Origin of the sequence: Ruminococcoides bili (assembly GCF_040093295.1) — a bacterium.
Lineage (GTDB): Bacteria > Bacillota > Clostridia > Oscillospirales > Acutalibacteraceae > Ruminococcoides > Ruminococcoides intestinale_A.
The window spans coordinates 1-23,608 of the sequence record NZ_JBBNJY010000020.1; the positions used below are offsets into that span (position 1 = coordinate 1).

Sequence of the window (23,608 nt, forward strand, 5' to 3'; positions counted from 1 at the left end):
TCAAGCCTTTTAAAAGGCTTGACCTAAATTTTTAAGTCTATCTTTCAACTGTTATTTTACCCAAATTAAAGCAAAAATCCCGATAAAGTCGCACTTTATCGGGATAAAATTTTAATTAATGCTTAAATTTTGTACCGCCTTTTGATACATCATGCTTTGGAAGTTCTACATCTGCGGTGTCAAATTTTCTCTTTTTGGTTTTGCCTGCTTTACCTGTTGCTGGAGCAAAATTGTATCTGCCACGGCTCTTTACTGTAGCAATAATAAAGTAAACAATACCTGCAACACTTAAAATCAAGCACACAATACCTGCATAAAGCATCCAATGTCCGTTATCGGATTTACTTGTGTTTTTCTTGATAAAGTTGAAATCATCGCCGTCGCTGTCGGTAAGAGATGCGTTTTTGAGATTTGCGGAAATATCGTTCCAATCGCTCTGTGAAAGCGTTTTATCGTCAATAGTATCTTTGCTTACAGAATACATCTGTGCAGGAGGCGCAGTGGTTTCGGGTACAGTATATGTTGACTGACCGCCGCCTACATATACATCGTCGCCGTCGCTGTAGTATGGCTTATCATCATAACTGTAAGTAGGCTCTTCATAATAAGGTTCTGTAGGCTCCGGTTCCGGCTCGGGAGCATATGTCGGTTCGGGCTCGGGAGCATATGTCGGTTCGGGTTCCGGCTCGTATGTCGGCTCCGGTTCGGGTTCCGGCTCATATGTCGGTTCCGGCTCGGGAGCAGGCTCGGTTTCAATAATTTCTCCGCCGCTTTCTTCGCCTTCAACCGCACTTACCGAAAAAGCAAATACAGAAAAACTGAGTGCAAGTACGGAAATTAAAGCAATTATTTTTCTTTTCATACTGTTGACTCCTTTCATATATTTAAAAGGTTATTAATCGGTTGAAAATATCTGCACTAAATGCCACACAAAGGCTGTGTGGCATTTTGGGTTTTAAACTTTTACTTTGAAGAAGATGAACTTGAAGAGCTTGTGCTTGAAGAGCTTGAGCTTGAAGATGAGCTTTCAGGCTTTACAAAGTAAAGTTCAGGCTTATACTGGTCAAGTACAGACTGATTCTTTTCACAATCGGTCTTTTGTGCAAGGTCATCAACATACTTTGCAAACTCGTCTTTTTTCATATCTGCAAGCAATTTGTTGCGCTGTGTTGAATCGTAAACATAGCTGTCAATGTCTGAGTTGATGTCACCCTTATAGATAAGGTAATAAACTGCTGTATTGCCTGAACCTACCTTAACTGTCTTAGCCTCGTTCGCTTTCATTTCGCCGAGAGCTGTCTTAAGCTCATCGCCGAGTGAACTGCTTTTAAGGTTTTCTACAGCTGATGTTGACGGATCGTCTGTAAGTGAGTTAGCTGTCTTGTACTTATTTACAATATCGTCAAAAGAAGTACCGTTATTAAGTTCATTTGCGTAACCGTCAAACTCGTCTGTAATCTTCTTTGCGTCTTCGTCGGAAAGCGCTGCATCTTTGCTGTTGTTTGACTCGTCGGTTGTTGACTCATAAAGATTTGCTTTTATATACTTATAGTCTGTATAGTTTTCTGTAAAGTATGAAATAAATTCGTCATCCTTTACCTCTTTTGAACCGCCCTCACCGTAAAGCTTTTCAAATACTGCTGTGTATTTTGTGTTATAAAGTGTTGTGCAATATTCAAAGCTTTCAAAAGAAACACCGTAAGGCTCGTACTGGTCTTTATAAGGCATATAGTAGCCGTATGAAGCGTAAGGGCCTACTGTCCAATATTCCTCGGCTGTTTTTTTAGCCGAATCTGCGGTAGCGCCGCTCATATCAATGCCGAGCTCCTCAACGAGGTTGTCAGTCACAATGTAATTAAGACACATTGTTTCTGCCTCGTTTTTGATCCAATCTCTTGCAATCGCCTTGTCGCCGTCATCGTCTGTAATCTCAAGGTCAAGCCATGAATCGGATGCCTCATCATATGAAGCAAGTTTCGACGCATAATTTTGAGCTTGTGAGTAAGCTGTTTTAAGCGAGTAGCTGTAAACGCCGATTGGCAATTCTACTTTATCTGTCCTGTAAGCCCATTCTGCATTAAGGCTGATTGGAGTGCAGCCAACCGCTGCAACAGCAATAATCAGTGCAAGCAACAATGAACCGATCTTTGCATATGGTTTCATAATATTTACCGTCCTTAAAAAATTCTATTTCACCCGTAAAATGACAGGGTGCGTACTTTATGATTATACACAAAAAAATTTGCATTGTCTATATATTTTCTAAAATTTATTGCTTTTTCGGCAAAATTTTCAGACAACTATCAGATTTTGAATACTTTTTTGAGCATATCAAGCGAAGAACCGCCGCCGCATCTTATTGTAATGTACGGTTTGTTGCCCGCAGACAGCATTGCTCTGCCGTTGAGCCTTGAAAGAAGTTCTATAACCTTCGGCGATTTTATCTCTTTGACAAACAGTAAAACATTGGTATCCGTCTGCCTGATTTCGTAAATACCCATTGCGTTTGCACAGTTTCTTATAAGCGCAATATCAATAAGTCCGAGCACGGATTCGGGAATTTCGCCGAAACGGTCTTTGAGTTCGTCCTTAACATCAAGGCTGTCCTCTTTGTTGCGTATATCGGCGATTCTGCGATATACATCAAGTCGGAGAGTAAGGCTTTCTACATAGCTCTCCGGAATGTGCGCATTTACCGAAATATCAATAAGACAATCAAGGTCGGCAGACTGTGCGGCTTCGCCCTTTTCTTCGCTTACTGCCTCGCCCAACAGCTTAAGATACATATCGTATCCGACAGATTCCATATGTCCGTGCTGTTGAGCACCCATAATGTTTCCTGCGCCTCTTAATTCAAGATCTCGCATTGCGATTTTAAATCCGCTGCCAAATTCGGTAAATTCTCTGATAGCGGCAAGGCGCTTTTGCTGAATTTCTGTAAGCACTTTGTTTTTGCGGAATGTAAGATAAGCATAGGCTCTGCGGTTGCTTCTGCCTACTCGTCCTCTTAGCTGATGCAGCTGTGAAAGTCCCATTCTGTCCGCATTTTCTATAATTAGCGTATTTGCGTTCGGCAGGTCAACACCCGTTTCTATTATAGTGGTGCATACTAATACATTTACTTCCTGTTCAATCATCATTCGCCATACTTCGCTAAGTTCGTGCTCTTTCATTTTGCCGTGACCTATGGCTATTTTTGCCTCGGGCACAGCCTCAAGAATTCTTGAGGCACAGGATTCAATAGTCGCAACATCGTTATGCAGGTAGAAAACCTGTCCGCCTCTTCTCAGTTCCTTGCGGATAGCCTCGTTAATTACCGCATCGTCATGTTCAAGAACATAAGTCTGTACAGGTTGACGGTTTCGTGGCGCTTCCTCGATTACACTCATATCTCTTAAACCGCTCATTGCCATATTGAGAGTTCTTGGAATAGGTGTAGCCGAAAGAGTAAGAACATCAACATTTTTGCAAAGCTCCTTAAAGCGTTCCTTTTGTGCCACGCCAAAGCGCTGTTCCTCGTCAATGATTGCAAGTCCGAGGTCACGGAACTCCACATCTTTTTGCACAAGTCTGTGCGTGCCGACCACCAAATCCACCTCGCCTCGTTTGAGCTTTTCAATGGTTTCTTTCTGCTGTTTTGCCGTTCTGAATCGTGACAGCAATTCAATTCTTATCGGATAGCCCTCAAAGCGCTTGCAAACGGTTTGATAATGCTGCCACGCAAGAATGGTTGTCGGGCAAAGCAAAGCACACTGCTTGGAATCCGCTACGCATTTAAAAGCCGCTCTGAGCGCAACCTCTGTTTTGCCAAAACCAACATCGCCGCACAAAAGTCTGTCCATCGGCGAGGTTTTCTGCATATCGGATTTAATCTCCTCGCAGCATCTGAGCTGGTCGGGGGTTTCTTCGTACTCAAACTTAGCCTCAAAATCGTGCTGCCACTCATTATCGTGCGAAAAGGCATAACCCTTTGCTTTCATTCTTGCCGAATAAAGCGCAATAAGCTCCTTTGCAATGTCCTTTACAGATGCTTTTACTCTTGACTTTGCTTTCTGCCAATCCTGCGAGCCGAGCTTATTAAGCCTTACACGACTGTTTTCGGACGGGCCGATATATTTTGCAACCATATCAAGTTGAGTTACGGGCACATAAAGAACATCGCCCTTTGCATACTCAATCTTGATGTAGTCTTTTACAATTCCGTGGGTATCAATTTTACGGATACCGCCGAAAATACCTATACCGTGAACGCTGTGTACCACATAATCGCCCTGCGAAAGCTCCGAAAGGCTGTAAACCTCCCGGCTGTCCTTTGATATTTTCTTTCTTGCTTTCTTTTTCGGCACATACGAAATATGCCCCTGTGTGATAATAAAGAATTTTTCGAGCGGATATTCAAAGCCTGCGCTCAAAGTACCGGGCAATACAAATAATGCGTTTTTCTTTATTTCCGACAACTTATCGGCATACTGTGCGGGAATACCGTCATTTCTAAGCGAATCACAAAGGTTTTTTGCCGCCTTGTCCGTTCCCGCAAGCACAACACCGCAGCTTCCTGCAGTGAGCATACCGTTTAAGTCCTCCTCAAGCTGTTTGTATGAACCGTTCCATACAGAAAGCTGTTTTGCAGAAAACGATACTATTTTTCTAAGCGGAATTGTTGTTGAACCGTGCACAAAGCCCTCAAGCATAACAATGCCGTGAGAAGTAAAAATATCAACACATTCCGCAAAAGTGAGTGAATACTTGTCAAGACCTCTGCAAAGAATGCCGTCCTCAAAGGCGGATTTTACGGTTTCTTCATTTCTGAAGTCCATTGCTCTGCCACGCTCTGAAATATTGTTAAACTCCGAAGTGAAAATCAAAGTATCTCTGTCGAGATAATCAAATAAGGTTTCGGCTTTATCATATAAAAGCGGAATAAACTTGTCGGTATTTGAAAGCATTGCACCCGACCTAATGCTGTCCGCCTCCGAAAGCAGTGTTTCCTTAACCTGCGGAGCTTTTTTGCCTCGCACGCCTTTTGCAAGATTTTCTATTTTGTCGGCAAGCGCCGTTCTGTCCTCAATAATTACCTCCGCAGACGGCGAAAGACGGATTTCGCCTGCCTTTTCCCCTCTTCGCTGTGTATCAATATCAAAGAAAGAAAGGTCGGTGATTTCATCACCCCAAAATTCCGCACGAACAGGATTTTCGGCATCAGGCATAAAGAAATCAAGAATACCGCCTCTTACAGAAAACTGACCGCTGCCCTCTACCGCATCAAAACGCTCGTATCCGAGCAGGGTAAGTGTTCGTACGGCTTTTTCTATACTGATTTCAAGGCCTTCTTTTAAAGTCAGAACACAATCCCTCAAAAATTCCTTTGGCACTGTGAACTGCGACGCTGCATCAATACAGCTGACAACTACATCACATTCGCCGTCAATAAGTTTGAGCAGTACCTTAAGTCTTGCGTGTTCGTACTCTCTTGAGGCGCTCTGAATATCTCTGAAATTAAAATCACGCTCGGGGTAAAAATAAGCACGCATACCCATACTTGCAAGGTCATTGCAGATTGTCTGCGCCTCTCGCTCGTCGGAGGCAACACAAAAGGCTGTGGTGCTCTTGCGGCAACACAGCGAATAGATAATATGTGCCTTGTGAACGGCGGAAAGTCCCGTAGCGCAAACACTGCCGCCACGCACAACAGCTTTTTCGAGTGAGTTAAAAACCTCACTGTTTTTAAAAACATCAACTAAAAATTTCATAATTCATCTTGCTTTAATTTTTTGTTCACTTTTTATTTATCAAAAAATTGGGATAATTACCGATTTTTTCAACATTGTTTTATAAAAATGTTAATTAAACAAATTCATTGCTCTGTCGATTTTTCCGTCTGCCATAAGTTCAACGGCTTTTGCGGCATTTTCAAATACCTGCGCAAGCTTCTTCTGTTCATCGTCGGAAAATCTTGAAAGCACCCAATCCGCTAAATCCCACTCGGGTGTAGGCTTTGCGCCGATTCCTATTTTAACTCGTGGGAACTTATCACTGCCGCTTAAATATATAATGCTCTTCATTCCTCTCTGTCCGCCGTCACTGCCCTTTGAGCGAATACGCATTTTACCGACATCGAGGGATATATCGTCAAATAATACTATCACATTTTCAGGTGAAATTTTGTAGAAATTCATCGCCTCTACCACTGCCTGACCGCTGTTGTTCATATATGTGGTAGGTTTCATAAGCATTGCCTTTCTGCCTGCTATATTACATTCGCCGACATAGCTTTTAAATTTTACTCTGTCTACCTTGCAGTCAAGACTCTCGGCTATTGCGTCAATTGCAAGCCAGCCTGCGTTATGACGGGTGTTTTCGTACTTCTTATCGGGGTTTCCGAGTCCTACTACCAAAAGCTCGACACCGCCGCCAAAGCTCTTTTTATTACCAAACATAAATACCTTCCTTTATATAAATTATTCTTTATTAAATTCAATTACAACCCAATCGTCATTGCCGAGGTGGTAAGGATTACCGCAATAAGGGCAATTATGCTCTCTTGTAGCGTCAAAACTGCCGCCGCAGCTTTTACAGCTTACCTTTTTAATAGAAAAACCTGCATCGGCTATTGCATTAATGTTTTTGCAAACAACAATTCTGAATTTTTCTTTTGCTTTTTTTACATCTCCGCAATCAATTTTCAAAACCGTGGTATATGCCGTAATATCGACATAACAATAAGATCCGTTTATTTTAAATCCGTTAAATTTAACGGTTGAGTCGTATTTTACATCTATTATGTCTTTAAATTTATTTTGCATAGCCTTGCCGTCATATGCCGCAAGATTAGTGTAATCGTCACTGAATATCATCAGTTTAATAAGATTTATAACCTTGCCGATAAAAAATTCATAAGAAAAATTCGGGTCAATCTGTCGCATAAGTTTTGGCAGTTTTGTCTTTGCCTTTATATGAGGGCCAAGCAAAAACATACTTTTTATTGCGCCGAATATAAGGTACATAAACATACCTAAGCCCCACAAAAGATATCCGCAAAACGCACCGCCTATAAGTCCGTATAAAGTGCAGATTATAATATTCATTATGAAATCACTGTTTTCGGGCAAAAGATTGCCGTTTTTGTAATTTATAAAAAACAAACTGCCGGCAAACGCAAACATAGTAATCAAAACAACGGCTATAGCTGAATTTTTTACTACTTTTTTTCCGCCTGCAACTTCTTTGATTGCATAAAAGTTGGTAACTTTAGGGAACAAATCGTTAATAATAAATCTTGTTCCGCAGCTTTTACAGCCTGTCAGAAGTTCTCTGATACCGCTGACCGCACCGCAGTTAGGGCAGGCAAGAGCACCGTCCGCATTCTGATTAAGAAGTCTTGTAACGGCAACATATAAATTCTGTCTTATTTTTGATTTTCTTTTCTTTTTATTATTAACATAGACCGTTTCTGTGGTTTTGTAATCCTTACAGCCGATAACGGTCTGATAGTCGCCTTTGTCGGGAACTGTAATACATTTTACCGCTCCGTCTTTAAAAGTGCTGTCTTTGGTGCTGAAAACGGTTTCTATCTTTGCGTTATGCTCGTCAAGTCTGTGCTTTTGAAGTTCAAGAGCATAGTTTACATCAAGCGAGGCGATTTCGGGCACATTTCCCGCTACTGTCCATTGTGAATATTCATCTACAAATTTATCTATAATTACATTGTTTTCATTGCCTTTATCAAATGTTAAATTAAAAAGATCCATTTCTTTATTATACCTCAAGCAGTTCGTATAACTGCTATGTCTGTTGTTTTTAGGTTAAATTATGATTTAGCACACGGTTAAGATTAAATGATTTTAAAATTTAGGTCAAGCTTTTTTAAGGTCGAACAAACTTTTTTGTAATCGAGGATATATATTGATATTTTTCAAAACCTGTTTCCCGACCGAAAGTTTGCAAGCCGTAATCCATTAATATTACTCCCATATTTATAGCAAAACAAAAATAAATCTATTTTCAAATATTAAAATCTTTCAAAAGGCGAAATGGCGGGTTATTTGAAACCCGCCTGTATAATCGCTATTTAATTTTCGGTTCATTAACCAAATGCAGGTGTAAACGGCTTGTCATTGTAAATTCTTGCGATAGCCTCTGCAAATGTAGGAGCAACAGGAAGAACTGTGAACTTGTCAATCATCTTCTCCTGCGGAACAGGGATTGTATCAAGAAGAACAACCTCTTTGATTGCGCTGTTCTTAATTCTCTCGATAGCAGGACCTGAAAGAACTGCGTGTGTAGCACAAGCATAAACTTCAGTAGCACCGCCCTTTTCAACTATAGCGTTTGCTGCGTTGCAAAGTGTGCCTGCTGTGTCAATCATATCGTCAACAAGGATAACCTTTTTGCCTCTTGCGTCACCGATGATGTTCATAACTTCGCAAACATTAGCCTTTGGTCTTCTCTTATCAATAATAGCAAGACCTGTGCCAATCTTAGACGCAAAGTTTCTTGAACGGGTAACCGAACCGAGGTCAGGAGAAACAACGATGTATTCATCAAAGTTTCCGCCGATTTTCTCTCTCATATAGTTAGCAAGGATAGGAGAACCATAGAGGTGGTCAACAGGGATATTAAAGAAGCCCTGAATCTGGTTTGCGTGAAGATCCATTGTAAGTACACGATCGGCACCTGCTGATGTGATGATGTCAGCACAAAGTTTTGCCGAAATCGGATCTCTTGCCTTAGCTTTTCTGTCCTGTCTTGCGTAGCCGAAGTAAGGCATAACTGCTGTAATTCTTGCAGCGGAAGCACGCTTCATAGCATCAATCATAATAAGCATTTCCATTAAATTGTCATTTACCGGAGTGCAAGTTGACTGAACGATAAAGCAATCGCTGCCTCTTACAGATTCCTGAAGAGAAACCGCTATTTCACCGTCAGAAAACTGAGTACATTCGCTCTTACCAAGCGGAACTCCAAGGCTGCCTGCAATTCCTTTGGCTACATTTACATTTGAGCTTCCGGTAAAGATTTTAATGTCTTTTCCGTGAAAATTCATTGTAATCGCTCCTTTTTACTCTATAGTTTGTATTCTACTATTATCTTAACAGGTATATCCCCTGTCTTTTGCAATATTGTTAAGCTCCTCAAGCTGTGCGGGATCATTTGCGCCGAGCACTGTGTCGCTGCACTCTGCGGTATAAGCGCCTACCTTACAGCCGTCCGAAAGCAAAAGTTTTAATGCGTCGGGCAAATAATATTCCTTTGCATTATTATCGGATGAAATTCTGCCGAGCACAGACAAAAGCTTTTCTGCGTCAAACCAGAAACCGCCCGAATTTACTTCCTTAATCTTAAGGATTTCTTCACTGCCGTCTTTCTGTTCTACGATTGACTTTACATCGCCGTTTTCGTCACGGACAATTCTGCCGTAGCCTGTAGGGTCGTCAACCATTGCGGAAATTACAGTTGCACTTGATTGAGTGTTTATGTGCTGTTCAAGTGACTTTTCAATGGTTTTGCTGTCCATAAAAGGTGCGTCGCCGTTTAAAATCACCACGCTGTCGCCTTTGTGACTTTCAAGAAAGTCTTTAGCCATCATTACTGCGTGGCCTGTACCGAGTCGCTCTGCCTGATAAACCGTTTCAACCTTAAAATCAAGTGTTGACACAAATTCGTCTATACATTCTTTTTTAAAGCCCTTTACAATGCAGATGTCATTAACGCCTGCCTTTTTAAGTGAAGAAATAACCCACTCAAGCATAGGCTTGCCAAGTACGAGCGAAAGTGTTTTCGGCTTGTCGCTTTTCATACGCTTGCCTTCGCCGCCCGCAAGAATAATCGCACAATTACTCATATGTAATCTCCTTGGTATTCTGTAATTTGTGTGTTTACTTTAATATGTACACACAACAAGACATATTAATATTATCGCATAAAAAATACAAATTTCAAGAGTATTTTACAAAAAAACAACATTAGGGGTAAATTTAAACGATTTATACAATATTGATGAAGTATAAAATTGAATTTTATAGGAAAAAATTTTAAAAAATCTATAGCTATTTTGAACAAACTTTGTTATAATTATGTGTAGGCTTATACAAGCGGGCGAATTTTGACACAATTTTCGCCACAGCCGTATAATTTATTATTTTAGGAGGATTACCAAAATGGCAAACAAATGGGTATACCTTTTCTCAGAAGGTAATGCTAACATGCGTGAGCTTCTCGGCGGTAAGGGTGCTAACCTTGCAGAAATGACAAGTTTAGGACTTCCTGTACCACAGGGCTTTACAATTACAACAGAGGCTTGTACTCAGTACTATGAGGACGGCAGAGAGATTAACGAAGAAATTCAGGGTCAGATCAACGAGTACATCGGCAAGATGGAAGAGATCACAGGCAAGAAGTTCGGTGACTTAGAGAATCCGCTCCTCGTTTCGGTTCGTTCAGGTGCCAGAGCATCAATGCCAGGTATGATGGATACAATCCTCAACCTCGGTCTTAACGAAGAAGTTGTTGAAGTTATTGCAAAGAAGTCTAACAACCCTCGTTGGGCTTGGGACTGCTACAGAAGATTTATTCAGATGTATTCTGATGTAGTTATGGAAGTTGGTAAGAAGTACTTTGAAGAGCTTATCGACGAAATGAAGGCTAAGAAGGGCGTTACACAGGACGTTGAGCTTGACGCTGACGATCTTAAGGAGCTCGCTTCACAGTTCAAGGCAGAGTACAAGGCTAAAATCGGCGTTGACTTCCCTGACGATCCTAAGGAGCAGCTTATGGGCGCTATCAAGGCTGTATTCCGTTCATGGGATAACCCAAGAGCTAACGTATATCGTCGTGATAACGATATTCCTTATTCATGGGGTACTGCAGTAAACGTACAGTCAATGGCATTCGGTAACATGGGTGACGATTGCGGTACAGGTGTTGCATTTACAAGAGATCCTGCTACAGGTGAAAAGAAGCTCATGGGTGAGTTCCTTACAAACGCACAGGGCGAAGACGTAGTTGCAGGTGTTCGTACACCAATGCCAATCGCTCAGATGGCTGAAACATTCCCGGAGGCATTTGCTCAGTTCCAGACTGTTTGCAAAACTCTTGAGGATCACTACAGAGATATGCAGGATATGGAGTTCACTGTTGAGAACAAGAAGCTCTATATGCTCCAGACAAGAAACGGTAAGAGAACAGCTCAGGCTGCTCTTAAGATTGCTTGTGACCTCGTTGACGAGGGCATGAGAACAGAGGCAGAGGCAGTTGCTATGATCGACCCTCGTAACCTCGACACACTTCTCCACCCACAGTTTGATGCTGCTGCTCTTAAGGCTGCTACACCAATCGGCAAGGGTCTTGGTGCTTCACCGGGTGCTGCTTGCGGTAAGGTTGTATTCACAGCTGAAGATGCTGAGGCTTGGAACGCAAAGGGCGAGAAGGTTGTTCTCGTTCGTCTTGAGACTTCACCTGAGGACATCACAGGTATGAAGGCTTCACAGGGTATCCTCACAGTTCGTGGCGGTATGACATCACACGCTGCTGTTGTTGCTCGTGGTATGGGTACTTGCTGTGTATCAGGTTGCGGCGACATCAACATGGACGAAGCTAACAAGAAGTTCACACTCGCAGGCAAAGAGTTCCACGAGGGTGACTACATTTCAATCGACGGTTCAACAGGTAACATCTATGACGGTGTTATTCCAACTGTTGACGCTACTATCGCAGGCGAGTTCGGCAGAATTATGAGCTGGGCTGACAAGTACAGAAAGCTTAAGGTTAGAACAAACGCTGATACACCTGCTGATGCTAAAAAGGCTCGTGAGCTCGGTGCCGAGGGTATCGGTCTTTGCCGTACAGAGCATATGTTCTTTGAAGAGGACAGAATCGCTGCATTCAGAGAGATGATCTGCTCTGATACAGTAGAAGAGAGAGAAGCTGCTCTTGAGAAGATTCTTCCTTACCAGCAGGGCGACTTCGAGGCTCTTTATGAGGCTCTTGAGGGTAACCCGGTTACAATCAGATTCCTTGATCCGCCACTCCACGAGTTCGTTCCTACAGAGGAAGCTGACATTGAGAAGCTTGCTGCTGCTCAGGGCAAGAGCGTTGACGCAATCAAGGCTATCATTGCTTCACTCCACGAGTTCAACCCAATGATGGGTCACCGTGGCTGCCGTCTTGCAGTAACATATCCTGAAATTGCTAAGATGCAGACAAAGGCTGTTATCCGTGCAGCTATCAATGTTAAGAAGGCTCATCCGGATTGGACAGTTAAGCCTGAAATTATGATTCCGCTCGTATGCGAGGTTAAGGAACTTAAGTATGTTAAGAAGATGGTTGTTGAAACAGCTGACGCTGAAATCGCAGCTGCAGGCATCGAGCTTGAGTACGAAGTTGGTACAATGATCGAGATTCCAAGAGCTGCTCTTACAGCTGACGAGATCGCTACAGAGGCTGACTTCTTCTGCTTCGGTACAAACGACCTTACACAGATGACATTCGGCTTCTCAAGAGATGACGCAGGTAAGTTCCTCAACGCTTACTACGATGCTAAGATCTTCGAGAACGATCCATTCGCTAAGCTCGACCAGACAGGTGTTGGCAAGCTTATGGAAACAGCTATTAAGCTCGGTAAGCCTGTAAACAACAAGCTCCACGTAGGTATCTGCGGTGAGCACGGCGGTGACCCATCATCAGTTGAGTTCTGTCATAAGATTGGTCTTGACTATGTATCATGTTCACCATTCCGTGTACCGATCGCAAGACTTGCTGCTGCTCAGGCAGCTATTGCTGAGATGTAATTCAGTCATTTTTGTACTGATATTATATAGCGTAATATTTTGGGCTGTCCCGTTTTGGGACAGCCCTTTTGCATTGCTTAAATAATTAAAAAATCAGATCAAAGCTTTTTAAAGTCTTGTTGGCTTTGCCCACACACACAAACTTTGAAAAGTCATAATTTATTCGACATCATATTATTGAAAAGTCAGATTATTTGTGATAAAATTTACTTGAAAAGTCAGAACGGAGGAAATGATATGCTCTACAGAAAAATCGAAAAATTGATTGAAGAACATTTAAAATCTGACACTCAGAAAATTCTTTTGATTGACGGCGCAAGGCAGGTCGGAAAAACATATATTATTCGTTATGTAGGTCAAAGATTATTTGAAAATTTTATTGAAATAAATATGGTTGAAGATTCCATAGGCGACCGTCTTTTTGCCAATACAAAAACTATTGAAGATTTTTATTTGCAAGTAAGTATGATTGCAGGCAATAAAATGAAAGCTAAATCCGACACATTAATATTTATAGATGAAATTCAGGCATATCCGCATTTACTTACACTGCTTAAGTTTTTATCTCAAGATAATAAGTTCACATATATAGCAAGCGGCTCGCTTTTGGGTGTAACATTGTCGCAAACTACATCAATTCCTATAGGAAGTATTCGTAAAGTACGAATGTATCCGCTCGATTTTGAAGAATTTTTGTATGCTAACGGAATGAATGAATTTGTAATCTCCGCAGTGCAAAATAAATTCAAAGAATTACAATCACTTGATGAAAATATGCACAATAAAATGATGGATTATTTTCAAAAATATCTGCTTATAGGCGGTCTTCCGGATGCAGTCAACTCATATCTTAATGAAAAAAATATTCAGTCCGTGCGAAATATTCAAAACGAAACACACGATTATTATGCAGCAGACGCATCAAAATATGATGAAGAAAAAAAGCTTAAAATACGCAGAATTTATGATCTTATTCCTTCTAATATGGAAAATAAAAAGAAACGAGTAATAGCAAAAAACATTGAAAATAAAAAAGGCAAAACTTTTACAGATTACAGCGATGAATTTGAATATCTTATAAGCGCCGGCATAGCACTTAATGTACAGGCAATTTCCAATCCTGTTTTTCCATTAATTGAATCCACAGGAAAAAATCTGCTGAAACTATATCTTAATGATGTGGGTATTTTGACAAGTATTTTGTACGGTAATAATATCAGAGCAATTTTGGATAATAAAAGCAGTATAAATCTTGGCTCGGTATATGAAACTGTAGTGGCAAGCGAATTGACTGCGCACGGATATAAATTATTTTACTATGACAACCGCAGTAAGGGCGAAGTTGATTATTTGATAGATGACTATAACAGCCTTTCGGCAGTACCTATTGAGGTTAAATCTGGCAAAGATTACACAGTTCACAGTGCTCTTAATACATTTGTACAAAATGAAGACTACCACATAAAAAAAGCCTTTGTAGTATCAAATGAAAGAAAAGTTCAAACAAAAGGCAAAATAACTTATATTCCGATTTATTATATAATGTTTTTTAACGCTAATTCAACTTTGGACAACAATATAGAATTTTAACACAGCTGAATTATAAGGTAATCTAAATAATTTATAGTTTAGCAAAATAATTATAAAAGGCTGACTCGGTATCAATTGCCGAAGTCAGCCTTTTTAGGGAGAGTATATTAAGAAAGAAAAAGAATTTGCAAACTTTTAAATCACATTAACATATTAAATAATTTTAAATTCTTATGAACATACCTTACATACATCCATAGAATAGACCATATTATCTTTTGCAACCATTGTAAGCGGCATTTCAGGCAAAAGTATGTTAAAGCCTACAAGGAAGCTTTCTTTACCGCCATCGTGAAGTCCCGTTACAATTCTTACGACATTATTTTTCTTGGCAAATTCAGCCGCTGCACGATCTGCGTTCTTATCAAAAAGCACTGTCATATCCGCACCAAACTGTTTTGATACCATATTAAGGTATTCAATCTGCCAAGCTGCCTCGGTGTAATCGTGCGTAGGCTCAAGCACAGACAATACTCTTAAGTCGCAGTCCGTATCGTCTGCAATCTGCTTTGCAATCTTAATAATTCGGTCGCAATCAAACTGCAGTGTTACACAAGCAAGCACTACAGCACGCTTTTCAGTATTCATTTTGTCACCTCCAAATATTTCCGTGCGTAAGTCGCATTGCACGGTTTATAAATCGTTGTTCAGATAATCCCACAAGTGTGAGGCATCTGCCTGACCATTATATATATATAATCCAAATCGGTACCATGCAGGTTAAACATATTCCTGCCGACAAGGAGTCCGATACCGAAGTCGTTGTAATCGTTTCTTGCACTGTACATAACTATATAGTGATTATTCGCATATATGAATGACGGTCTGTAAAGTCCGCCGCCGTCCCACACTGTATAATCATCTGACGGAGAAGCTACTTTCATTGCTGTTTCCCAACTAAGTCCGTCCTCCGATGCTGAAAAATACAGATTCATATGCTTTCTGTCTTTTTTATTGGTTGTAGCGCAGGCTAACAATTCATATCCACGGTTTGTTTTTATTACATCAGGGTGCCATACATATGCACCGTCTTCAAAAGTTAAGTCTGTCGGTTGAGGCTGCGACCATACACCGTTTCTCAATTCTCTGTAATAGAGTTGATAATGACACACATACCATACTTTATATGCACCATCGTCACGGATTATGGCAGGACTCACCATATCATACTTTTCTTTTTCGTAGGTTTCAAAATAAACAAGTTTGTCGCTCCAATTATCACCGTCATACGAATATCTCATATACAATGCCATATAGTCGGTATCGTAATCCGTATATCTCCAAAACAGCTCAAGGCGGTCAAGTTCTTTGTTATATACAAGATGACTGTCCGAATTATAGCGTACGGATTTTTTATAATTTGCAAGCGGCGGCTCTGTAAATTTTACCTCCGAATAATTTATAAGATCGTTTGTTCCGACAATCTGCGGATTTTCGTAGTAGTCATTACCACTTGGATAAGGTGTGTAAGACAACCAAAATCTGTAACCGTTCCATTCCTTACCCATATCAATCAGCTTTGGATGATATGCATTGTTCGGATAGTAACTTTCAATAGTACTGTCGGAATTTATCAAATTAAGTTTGCTTATTGAATTTGAAGAAAAATTAAAATTCTGTTTAAATTTCTTTTTTGAGTCAGTTTCTGTATTTTTACTTTTTAAATTAGTTTGTTTGCTTAAAGCGGCTGATGATATCTGCGGCTTTGTTTCTGATGTTGATGTTTTGCTTTCACTCACACCGTTTGAAACAGCATTTCCTGTATTTGCACAGCCTGCAAAAACCGATGCAGTCATAACTGCCACAAGCAAAAATGCAAGTATTCTCTTCATATGTACCCTTCCTAAACTAAATCAGCATTACTAAGTCAACCGTCAACTTTAAAGCCTTCCTCGCTTATCTCGGATTCACTTGAAAAATCTTTATACTGATCTATAAAATTCCAAAACTTCCCTGCACTGTTTACTCCGTCATTTATATAATCGCAGTTTGTACCGTAAAGATTATACATATCTTTACCGAATAAAAGTCCCACACCAAAATTTTTGGCGTCATTTCTTCCGCCGTAAAGGACATAATACATTCCGTCCGAATACATAAATGTCGACCTGTAAAGTCCGTTGCCGTCCCAGTCAAAATCGTTACCGGTAGGCTCAAGAACCTTTTTGGCAGTGCCGAATTTCAATCCGTCATCTGACTTTGCATAGTAAAGATTCATATGTTTTCTATCTTGCTTATCTTCGGTTGCACAAGTCAGAATTTCGTACTTATCATTATTCTTAATTAAATCTATATGCCATGTAAATGCATCGTTTTCATAAGGCAGTTTACACATTCTTATTTTTGACCATTTTCCATCCTTGAGTTCACGATACTTTACTTTATAAGCATTTACATACCACACTCTGTATGTACCGCTATCATATACAATACCGGGACTTACCATATCTTCTTTTTTTCTGTCATAGGTTTCAAAAAAAGTTTCCGGTTTGCTCCATGTATTGCCGTCATATGAATAACTCATTAAAAGAGAGGCATAATCAATATCATAGTCTGTGTATCTCCATATTATCTCAAGACGATTCAAGTCATTGTTATAAACGATCTCACTGTCCGAATTAAAGCATCTGCCATTTTTATAATTTGAGAGAACAGGTTGCGAAAATTTAATTTCGGAATAGTTAATTAAATCGTTCGATGCAACAATATGCGGATTTTCGTATTCATCATTGCCTTGCGGATACGGAGTGTATGACACCCAGTATCTGTATCCGTTCCAACCGTCTTTACCTAAATCAAGCACCTTTGGGTGGTAAGCATTGTTTGGAAAGCACTCTTCCTGATACTCATCAACGCATTTTAAGTTCAACTTTGACGGCGAATTTTTGGTAAGTTCAAATCCTGTCATATCAACATTCGGCGATGTAGTAAACTCTGCAGGCTTTTTGTTAATAACAGTTGACGCCATAGTATGCGTGTTTTCGTATTTAGATGCATCGGTGTTTTCCGGTAAATTATATGCGGCAAAAACAGAAACACTAGCCACCGCAACCGCAGTAACAAATATCAACACAAACTTTTTCATTAAAAAGTTGCTCCCTTTCTATACAAATCAGCTTTTATATACGCACTTTGTATTACACTCATTAATACATATAACTATATATCTATACAACGATTTTGTCAAGCAAAAAAGAACAACAATTTTGTTTAGATGCAAAAATGATACAAAAATCGGCGATTTCGTATGATACTATACTTTTTTCTGACTGTGTAAATATCATAGCCTCTGTATATGATTATATTATATTGACCGTGTGAAATTAAGGTGAATTTTGGCATAAGAATTATAAAAGTTTAGTTAACCATAATTTACCCCAACTTTTGATAAATAACCGCCTAAATTCACGGCAAAAAAAATCCGCCATTCACAAAGAACAGCGGATAAGAATTTATTTTTTAGTTAAAATCAAAATAACTCTGTGTCATCGGTTTCGGTGTCGGCGTCAAGGCTTTCGTCCTTAGCATCTCTCTGTGAGAGCCTATTTACATAAGCCTTTAAAGCCTCCATCTCCCTATCAACAGATTTTTTCTCTTCTGTTTTAACTTCTTCTTTTACGGGTTCGTTCTGAACTTCTTTTGCAGGCTCTTCCTTTTTCTCCGGCTGTGCCTCGAAAGGAGAACTTTTGTACTCGTTTTCATTTGAGCAAGCAACTGTAATGTCAACAACCTCTTCGTTTTTAAATTCAGGTTTCGGCTGTGTTTCGGGTGTACCGTAAAAAATATCGTTTGAACTGTCAACAATCTGACGGTAACACTCTCTTGCCTTGGCAATCTTAGCTTTGGAATTTTCAATTACTTCAAAAAGCTTTTTCTGCTGTTCTTCAGAAACGCTCTCGCCTTTCTTTGCATTCTCATAGAAAGACTTACCCAAAGCAATATATGCTCTGTTCATAAGCTCACTTTCACATTTCATAATAAGGCGAAGACGGTTAAGTTTTGCATTTGTACGGTTTTTCTCAACAATATTCTGAGTAACATTAGAAATAGTATCTGCCGCAGTGTTGACTGTACCTTTAACAGTATCAAAAAAAGTCATAGCAATATCTCCTTTAACGCATAAATGCGGGTTCGTTTTTATAACACTATTATTATGACAGATATTAAAGATAAAATCAATATTTTTTTTGAATTTGCTTGTTAAAAATGTACTTGTTTGATATAATATTTTAGAAAGAGGTGTTGAAATATGTCGGACAAGGTAATAAAAGCAATAGTGTGTCCGGGTTGTGGAGAACTTAGCAAAGCGGAAATCCACACAAGCATAAATCCTGCACGAGACAAAACTATAAGAAAAAGAGTGCTTGACGGAGAGTTGTTTGATTTCAGATGTCCGTCCTGCGGCTACACCGCTAAACTTAACTATCCGCTTTTATATAACGATATGAAAAACCGTTTTATGGTTTACCTTATACCTAAAATTGACCGTTTTCAGCTTTGCGACAATGAGCTTGAAAACAAATACAGCAATCTGCGCAACATCAACAAGCGAATTGTGCCAACATTCAATGCATTCAAGGAAAAGCTGTTTATTTTTGAATCGGGACTTGACGATATGGCTGTAGAATTGACAAAACTCGCAATTAGCCAGACGGTATCGAAAAAGCTCGGAAACATTGAAGTAAACGAGGGTTACCTGTCAATGTATGACAGAGAAACCAACACAATGGGATTTACATATTTTACAGGCAAAGACAAAGAACCGTATGTACAAACCGCACGACTTGAAATATACGGCAAGTCAAAGGGAATCATTGACAAATTTGCTTATAAAGACAAAAAACTTAAAGGCTTTATAAAAATTGACCGAGAATGGGCAGAAAATGTACTTTACCGCTATAAACATTTCCGCCACATGGAAAAGGTCAGAAAATTAAATGAAGATTAAAAAATTACACTCCTATCAGTAACCATTACCGATAGGAGTTTTTTGTTTGTATTTTAATGAGTGGTGGGTTGTGGTTTACCGCTCAAATTTTTTGTTATTTAATATTTTGTCGCTTGACTAAAGTAAGCCGAACCACACTTTACCGTTCGCCCTTAAAATCAACTTGCAAATTCAACCGTAATCTCAAGATGAGCAGGGAAGTCTTTTTCAATCATTTTATTTACCCATACTTTATTTAATTCGCTCAAGGAATCGGAAATTTTTACGCTCAAAGCATTTTGGGACGGATTTTCGGTGATTTTAAAATTACCGAGTCCGTATCCCTCCAAAATTTTATTAAAACCCTCGGGAGTACAAAACTCCTCGTTTGTCTGCTCTCTTATCTTTAAAAGTTCCCGTCTTTTCTCAATACTCAAATCATCTCTCACTGCGCCTGTAAATCTTCCCCGTTCGGTAAGTCCGTAACTTTGCGCCGTATCAATGAAATATTCTTTAAGCATTTCGTCAAGCTCGTTAAAAAGCAGATCAAGCCCTGCGGCAAAGGCTTTTAACTCCGCATAAGTTCTGCCGCCTGTTCTAACCGAATAAAGTTTGGTATCCGTAAGTTTTTTAACCATTGAAGTATAACTGTCCATCATTTCACCTCAATTTTTACAGTGCCGACCGAAAATACCTGTGCCGCCGTCGCATTCACATCAACAAAATTCGTCGGAAATTTATATGAACAAATACAGCCGCTGTTCATCAGCCTTTTTCCAAGCTCCGCCACATACATAGTGCCGCCTATCTCAATTTCATTTAAGTAATCTTTAAACACCTGTGTACAAATGTTCACTATATCATTTCTGATATATCCGTCTTTAGCATACACTGCGACAGACAAATTAATTTTTCTCAATTGTGCCGAAATAACTTTAACATCAACATTCAGTTCTCTGTTTTTGGCGATAAGCACCTGCGCTTGTGCCACTGCCGCCGATGACGGTGAATTTTCTCCGTTGCTTACATATACATCTACCGTGCCCGTACCTCTGCCCTTTGCTATAACTCCCGCTTTAGTAATTCCGGGTACACTTAGCGCAAGTTTTTCGTAATATGCTTTGTTTGTTCCGTTTGACGGCACAAGAAAACTTGCCTTAATTCTTTCCCTTAATTCATCGTCGGTTTCTGCGTCACAACCGTCCTCAAACGGTTCTCTGTTATATGCGTAATTGATTTCCGCAGGTGCGGATACAATGATTTTTGCTGTATTAATGGGAATATTTGAAATCTTACCCGCCTTGTCCGCCTCTGCCGAAACGCTGACAAGTGTATTTCCCGCCGCAATCTCCGCATCTTCAACAGTAACATATCTTAGCGGCTCGGTGTCTGCCGTGGCGACCATACTTCCTTTAGGAATAAAAATGCTGTTTTCAACAGGTTCATTGATAAAGAATGTAAGTTCACCCTGCGCTTTCTGCGCCTGCTTACGCTCAAGTCCTCTTTGAGATGCAAAATAATCAAGATACTCGCCGCTTGCGGTAGCAACAAACATCTGATTTTTCAGCCACTCAATATTTGTCATTGCGTTAAAAATTTCGCCTGCAAGCACTCTCATTCTTATTGCCGCATCACTCGCTTCGTCAAAATCATATTTGCTTTTTGCCGAAAACTCCGATTTCATTCTGTTGTAAATTTCATCATAGGTAATCATCTGTATTAATAATCTCCTCTCTTACGCTTTCGTTGCAAATCAGTCTGATACTGAATTTCGGTTTTCTCAAAGCCAAAACTTTCGCAGTAACTGTCGGAAAATCCGCCAGTGCCTGCGACATTATAAGATTAACTTTTTCTTGAAAATTCTCATCATCAAAATCCACCTGGTTTAGTTCACATCCGAGTTCACGGTTATACACAAAGCCTGCAAATTTTGCGCTGATTTTAAAAAATGCCTGCTGTAAAATTTCATCGTCACCCGAAATATGAATATACCTGCCGCCGCTGTCAACCGCAATATCTTTATTTTTAATCAGCGTATCCGTATCAGTCACCAACCTTTACACCGTTTATATATACCGAGCCGTCATTTTTCAGATATACTTCTGCACCGCCCTTTGACTTAAGCAGGATTTCACCCGGCTGAACGGAAGAAACCTCCGAAATAACGCCCACGCAAACCTCCTTGTCGGCAAGCGGAAGTACAACGGCTTTTTCCTTTACGGGAGGAATAGACACGATTCCGTACGGTGTAACAAAATCAAGTCCTATATGTTCGCCCGATGCGATGATCGCATTGTTGCCGATTTCACTCATCACAACATTACCGCTCTCCGCTGTAGGTTTATTAATTGAATTTTTACTTAAATTCTCTGCAATCCACATATCAAATCTCCTTTTTCAGTGTAATAACTGTTTTTTCGCTCTTGCTGTCGGCAGTGTATCTTATCTTGTGCACATAAAGTCCGTCATAAGAACCGATAACCTCATCGTTAATCGTTGCTTTGTTGCCGACCTCGCACATAAGCATATACGGACATACAAGTTCAATTTCAAAACCATTACCGTTGCTGGTGCTTATAATTCTGTCGGCTGTTCCCACAGAACCACCGCCTGTCAATGCGTCAACATATCTTCTGCGCACAAGCCTTGTATCCGCAAGGCTGTTTTTTATTACACTGCCGTATCTGTTACCCTGCTTCACCTTTAATCTGACATCGGAAATCACCTTGTAACGCTTTATTCTGCTTTCCGCCGAAATATACCTGTAACTTTCATTGTTACCAAAGCAAAGCACTTCACCGTTGATACCGCCGTTTAATATAACTCTGCCGTCGCCTGTAATTCTCGGCTTTTTTCCGTATTTATTTACGCAATAATTTTCAAGCACCTGCCATTGGCTCATGCCCTTACTGATTTTTATATAACCGAAATAAGGATTGTTGTCGCCGATGTAACCGTTAAAGCCAAACGGCTGTAAATGCCGTTCAAAAATCACGGATGATGACGCATTAAAGTAAATGCAAGGTTCTGCCTCGTTGTCAAGCAAAATACCTGCCATACTCCTCGCCGTAATTTTTACGGTAATTTTCTCACCGCTGCTTTTGGTGATAATTTCGTCAATCTGCCCCTTAAACACTAAGTTTTCGCCGTCAAAGCCGTAAAGAAAATCGCCGTCCTCGCATCCTTTGATATACGGAAATTCAACGGTTACATCATCGGCAGGCACAGAAAACTCACTGTTATACACCACGGTAACGGGTGACGGCAGTAAAAGCATTCCGCTATGCGTTGTCATCTTAAATTTCAGCACAGCTTTATCACCTTTCCTTTTTGCATAAGCTCGTCCGCCCGCTTAACCCACGGATTGAGTTTTAACAGCGTTTCAATCCGAGCATTGAAAGCGTAAGAAATATCCCACAAACAGTCGCCTGCTTTTGTGATGTATGTATTTACCGTCGTTTTCTTCTCTTTCTCCATAACTTCTCTGAAAACAAAGCTGTATGTAAGCATATCGGGTACAGGCTCGCCGATTACCGTAAGTTTTTCAAACACCGCATACACCGGTTTTATAAAAGGCAATGCAAGCACACCTACTCCGCCCTCCTCAAAAACTTTCCACAAATTTGCAAACTGCTCGTGGCAATCCTCTCCGCAAAGCTGACCTTTTCCTTTTATAAGCCTGTTTTTTCTGCCGAGGTTCTGAATATATGCCGTGTTTTTCGGCGAGTTAAGCTCCTGTATGTTTTTTTCACACTCAAAACTTATCACTTCCGGATTATATCTCCATTCATAGTTTTTAAATCTCATAGGAACAAGCGTCATCTTTCTCTTGCCTCTTCTTCCTCCGAAAATCCGTGACTGTATCGTCTGCTCTCTCTTTCAAGTTCCTCGCTGATTTTTTCAGCCTGTCCCTCGTTTTTGGCAAAATCATTTTCTTTGTAATCCATTATGTAACCTCTCTTTTCTCGCAGCCGAGCACCATTTTCAGTATTGAAAAATCGGCGGATTTGTGTCTGCACCATGCACTTTTCACCGTGCAATTTCTGTAGGTTTCACTGCCGTCGGCAGTTTTCAGTTCAATGCTGTCCATTCTGCTTTCCTTTAAAAAGCCCTCTCTGCTCGGCACATTCATCTCTATGGTAACAGTGTATTCGTCCTTTGTATGCGCACAGCTCACACTGTCGCTCATATACTGTTTCACCCCATAAACCGTGCTGTTTTTCTGCGTTTCAACACTTATTATTCCTCCAAGGATATTGCCGTTTTTAAGCACGGTAATATCCTCTCCCTTTAAAAATTCCCTCAA

The 23,608-nt window shown here is 40.2% G+C and carries 22 protein-coding genes; 3 read left to right on the forward strand and 19 right to left on the reverse strand.

Annotated features, from left to right (window positions below; translation table 11 throughout):
- Positions 1–115: 115 nt before the first annotated feature.
- From AAAY30_RS07510 to AAAY30_RS07540, 7 genes are all read right to left on the reverse strand, one after another.
- Positions 116–862 carry a hypothetical protein gene (locus tag AAAY30_RS07510; protein WP_295025337.1) on the reverse strand — a complete coding sequence of 249 codons (747 nt, stop codon included), beginning with the start codon at positions 860–862 and terminating at the stop codon, positions 116–118.
- A 101-nt stretch (positions 863–963) separates the two neighbouring features.
- The gene (locus tag AAAY30_RS07515; RefSeq protein WP_337781416.1) at positions 964–2,163 is read right to left on the reverse strand and encodes a hypothetical protein; all 1,200 of its coding nucleotides are present in this window, start codon (positions 2,161–2,163) and stop codon (positions 964–966) included.
- A gap of 140 nt (positions 2,164–2,303) precedes the next feature.
- Positions 2,304–5,750 carry a transcription-repair coupling factor gene (gene mfd / locus AAAY30_RS07520; RefSeq protein ID WP_499215839.1) on the reverse strand — a complete coding sequence of 1,149 codons (3,447 nt, stop codon included), beginning with the start codon at positions 5,748–5,750 and terminating at the stop codon, positions 2,304–2,306.
- 90 nt (positions 5,751–5,840) lie between these two features.
- On the reverse strand, positions 5,841–6,437 hold the full coding sequence (pth, locus tag AAAY30_RS07525) for an aminoacyl-tRNA hydrolase (protein ID WP_022235592.1): 597 nt from the start codon (positions 6,435–6,437) through the stop codon (positions 5,841–5,843).
- A gap of 21 nt (positions 6,438–6,458) precedes the next feature.
- Positions 6,459–7,748, reverse strand: coding sequence for a YrzE family protein (locus AAAY30_RS07530; protein ID WP_499215838.1), 1,290 nt, complete (start codon positions 7,746–7,748; stop codon positions 6,459–6,461).
- A gap of 335 nt (positions 7,749–8,083) precedes the next feature.
- Complete coding sequence (locus AAAY30_RS07535) at positions 8,084–9,043, reverse strand: ribose-phosphate diphosphokinase (RefSeq protein WP_252558812.1); 960 nt, start codon at positions 9,041–9,043, stop codon at positions 8,084–8,086.
- Positions 9,044–9,088: 45 nt separating this feature from the next.
- Positions 9,089–9,841 carry a sugar phosphate nucleotidyltransferase gene (locus tag AAAY30_RS07540; protein ID WP_186936042.1) on the reverse strand — a complete coding sequence of 251 codons (753 nt, stop codon included), beginning with the start codon at positions 9,839–9,841 and terminating at the stop codon, positions 9,089–9,091.
- Positions 9,842–10,157: 316 nt separating this feature from the next.
- Here AAAY30_RS07540 and ppdK point away from each other — a divergent pair, with 316 nt between their 5' ends.
- A complete protein-coding gene (gene ppdK / locus AAAY30_RS07545) occupies positions 10,158–12,785 on the forward strand; it encodes a pyruvate, phosphate dikinase (RefSeq protein WP_337781419.1) in 2,628 nt (875 codons plus the stop codon).
- Positions 12,786–13,022: 237 nt separating this feature from the next.
- Positions 13,023–14,375, forward strand: coding sequence for an ATP-binding protein (locus tag AAAY30_RS07550; protein WP_337781420.1), 1,353 nt, complete (start codon positions 13,023–13,025; stop codon positions 14,373–14,375).
- A gap of 171 nt (positions 14,376–14,546) precedes the next feature.
- Here the strand turns inward: AAAY30_RS07550 and AAAY30_RS07555 are convergent, their stop codons facing one another.
- From AAAY30_RS07555 to AAAY30_RS07570, 4 genes are all read right to left on the reverse strand, one after another.
- Positions 14,547–14,963: an adenine nucleotide alpha hydrolase family protein gene (locus tag AAAY30_RS07555; RefSeq protein ID WP_294662660.1), complete on the reverse strand. Its 417-nt coding sequence runs from the start codon at positions 14,961–14,963 to the stop codon at positions 14,547–14,549.
- Between the two features lie 59 nt (positions 14,964–15,022).
- On the reverse strand, positions 15,023–16,207 hold the full coding sequence (locus AAAY30_RS07560) for a hypothetical protein (protein WP_499215837.1): 1,185 nt from the start codon (positions 16,205–16,207) through the stop codon (positions 15,023–15,025).
- 35 nt (positions 16,208–16,242) lie between these two features.
- On the reverse strand, positions 16,243–17,460 hold the full coding sequence (locus tag AAAY30_RS07565; protein ID WP_295057104.1) for a hypothetical protein: 1,218 nt from the start codon (positions 17,458–17,460) through the stop codon (positions 16,243–16,245).
- Positions 17,461–17,844: 384 nt separating this feature from the next.
- Positions 17,845–18,474, reverse strand: coding sequence for a hypothetical protein (locus tag AAAY30_RS07570; RefSeq protein ID WP_252558807.1), 630 nt, complete (start codon positions 18,472–18,474; stop codon positions 17,845–17,847).
- Positions 18,475–18,624: 150 nt separating this feature from the next.
- On the opposite strand from AAAY30_RS07570, the gene AAAY30_RS07575 reads away from it, so the two are divergent.
- On the forward strand, positions 18,625–19,323 hold the full coding sequence (locus tag AAAY30_RS07575; RefSeq protein WP_022235601.1) for a CpXC domain-containing protein: 699 nt from the start codon (positions 18,625–18,627) through the stop codon (positions 19,321–19,323).
- Positions 19,324–19,481: 158 nt separating this feature from the next.
- On the opposite strand, the gene AAAY30_RS07580 is transcribed toward AAAY30_RS07575, so the two are convergent.
- From AAAY30_RS07580 to AAAY30_RS07615, 8 genes are read right to left on the reverse strand one after another with little or no spacing between them, the layout of a single operon-like run.
- A complete protein-coding gene (locus AAAY30_RS07580) occupies positions 19,482–19,958 on the reverse strand; it encodes a putative phage tail protein (protein WP_443711272.1) in 477 nt (158 codons plus the stop codon).
- The gene (locus AAAY30_RS07585) at positions 19,958–21,016 is read right to left on the reverse strand and encodes a baseplate J/gp47 family protein (protein ID WP_252558805.1); all 1,059 of its coding nucleotides are present in this window, start codon (positions 21,014–21,016) and stop codon (positions 19,958–19,960) included. Before AAAY30_RS07585 ends, AAAY30_RS07580 begins: the two co-directional genes overlap by 1 nt.
- Complete coding sequence (locus AAAY30_RS07590; RefSeq protein WP_252558804.1) at positions 21,003–21,353, reverse strand: hypothetical protein; 351 nt, start codon at positions 21,351–21,353, stop codon at positions 21,003–21,005. The genes AAAY30_RS07585 and AAAY30_RS07590 overlap by 14 nt, the downstream gene beginning before the upstream one ends.
- Positions 21,346–21,684: a hypothetical protein gene (locus tag AAAY30_RS07595; RefSeq protein ID WP_022235605.1), complete on the reverse strand. Its 339-nt coding sequence runs from the start codon at positions 21,682–21,684 to the stop codon at positions 21,346–21,348. Before AAAY30_RS07595 ends, AAAY30_RS07590 begins: the two co-directional genes overlap by 8 nt.
- Before the next feature lies 1 nt (position 21,685).
- Positions 21,686–22,612, reverse strand: a complete 927-nt coding sequence (locus AAAY30_RS07600; RefSeq protein ID WP_337781423.1) for a hypothetical protein — start codon at positions 22,610–22,612, stop codon at positions 21,686–21,688.
- Positions 22,606–23,124: a LysM peptidoglycan-binding domain-containing protein gene (locus AAAY30_RS07605; RefSeq protein WP_337781424.1), complete on the reverse strand. Its 519-nt coding sequence runs from the start codon at positions 23,122–23,124 to the stop codon at positions 22,606–22,608. The genes AAAY30_RS07600 and AAAY30_RS07605 overlap by 7 nt, the downstream gene beginning before the upstream one ends.
- Complete coding sequence (locus AAAY30_RS07610; protein ID WP_294657150.1) at positions 23,121–23,249, reverse strand: hypothetical protein; 129 nt, start codon at positions 23,247–23,249, stop codon at positions 23,121–23,123. The genes AAAY30_RS07605 and AAAY30_RS07610 overlap by 4 nt, the downstream gene beginning before the upstream one ends.
- Complete coding sequence (locus AAAY30_RS07615) at positions 23,249–23,608, reverse strand: hypothetical protein (RefSeq protein ID WP_022235609.1); 360 nt, start codon at positions 23,606–23,608, stop codon at positions 23,249–23,251. The genes AAAY30_RS07610 and AAAY30_RS07615 overlap by 1 nt, the downstream gene beginning before the upstream one ends.

What these genes read in the sequence shown, in the direction of transcription:
- AAAY30_RS07510 (WP_295025337.1), bottom strand. Translation starts at nt 862, where the DNA reads ATGAAAAGAAAAATAATTGCTTTAATTTCCGTACTTGCACTCAGTTTT.
- AAAY30_RS07515 (WP_337781416.1), bottom strand. Translation starts at nt 2,163, where the DNA reads ATGAAACCATATGCAAAGATCGGTTCATTGTTGCTTGCACTGATTATT.
- mfd (WP_499215839.1), bottom strand. Translation starts at nt 5,750, where the DNA reads ATGAAATTTTTAGTTGATGTTTTTAAAAACAGTGAGGTTTTTAACTCA.
- pth (WP_022235592.1), bottom strand. Translation starts at nt 6,437, where the DNA reads ATGTTTGGTAATAAAAAGAGCTTTGGCGGCGGTGTCGAGCTTTTGGTA.
- AAAY30_RS07530 (WP_499215838.1), bottom strand. Translation starts at nt 7,748, where the DNA reads ATGGATCTTTTTAATTTAACATTTGATAAAGGCAATGAAAACAATGTA.
- AAAY30_RS07535 (WP_252558812.1), bottom strand. Translation starts at nt 9,043, where the DNA reads ATGAATTTTCACGGAAAAGACATTAAAATCTTTACCGGAAGCTCAAAT.
- AAAY30_RS07540 (WP_186936042.1), bottom strand. Translation starts at nt 9,841, where the DNA reads ATGAGTAATTGTGCGATTATTCTTGCGGGCGGCGAAGGCAAGCGTATG.
- ppdK (WP_337781419.1), top strand. Translation starts at nt 10,158, where the DNA reads ATGGCAAACAAATGGGTATACCTTTTCTCAGAAGGTAATGCTAACATG.
- AAAY30_RS07550 (WP_337781420.1), top strand. Translation starts at nt 13,023, where the DNA reads ATGCTCTACAGAAAAATCGAAAAATTGATTGAAGAACATTTAAAATCT.
- AAAY30_RS07555 (WP_294662660.1), bottom strand. Translation starts at nt 14,963, where the DNA reads ATGAATACTGAAAAGCGTGCTGTAGTGCTTGCTTGTGTAACACTGCAG.
- AAAY30_RS07560 (WP_499215837.1), bottom strand. Translation starts at nt 16,207, where the DNA reads ATGAAGAGAATACTTGCATTTTTGCTTGTGGCAGTTATGACTGCATCG.
- AAAY30_RS07565 (WP_295057104.1), bottom strand. Translation starts at nt 17,460, where the DNA reads ATGAAAAAGTTTGTGTTGATATTTGTTACTGCGGTTGCGGTGGCTAGT.
- AAAY30_RS07570 (WP_252558807.1), bottom strand. Translation starts at nt 18,474, where the DNA reads ATGACTTTTTTTGATACTGTTAAAGGTACAGTCAACACTGCGGCAGAT.
- AAAY30_RS07575 (WP_022235601.1), top strand. Translation starts at nt 18,625, where the DNA reads ATGTCGGACAAGGTAATAAAAGCAATAGTGTGTCCGGGTTGTGGAGAA.
- AAAY30_RS07580 (WP_443711272.1), bottom strand. Translation starts at nt 19,958, where the DNA reads ATGGACAGTTATACTTCAATGGTTAAAAAACTTACGGATACCAAACTT.
- AAAY30_RS07585 (WP_252558805.1), bottom strand. Translation starts at nt 21,016, where the DNA reads ATGATTACCTATGATGAAATTTACAACAGAATGAAATCGGAGTTTTCG.
- AAAY30_RS07595 (WP_022235605.1), bottom strand. Translation starts at nt 21,684, where the DNA reads ATGTGGATTGCAGAGAATTTAAGTAAAAATTCAATTAATAAACCTACA.
- AAAY30_RS07605 (WP_337781424.1), bottom strand. Translation starts at nt 23,124, where the DNA reads ATGACGCTTGTTCCTATGAGATTTAAAAACTATGAATGGAGATATAAT.
- AAAY30_RS07610 (WP_294657150.1), bottom strand. Translation starts at nt 23,249, where the DNA reads ATGGATTACAAAGAAAATGATTTTGCCAAAAACGAGGGACAGGCTGAA.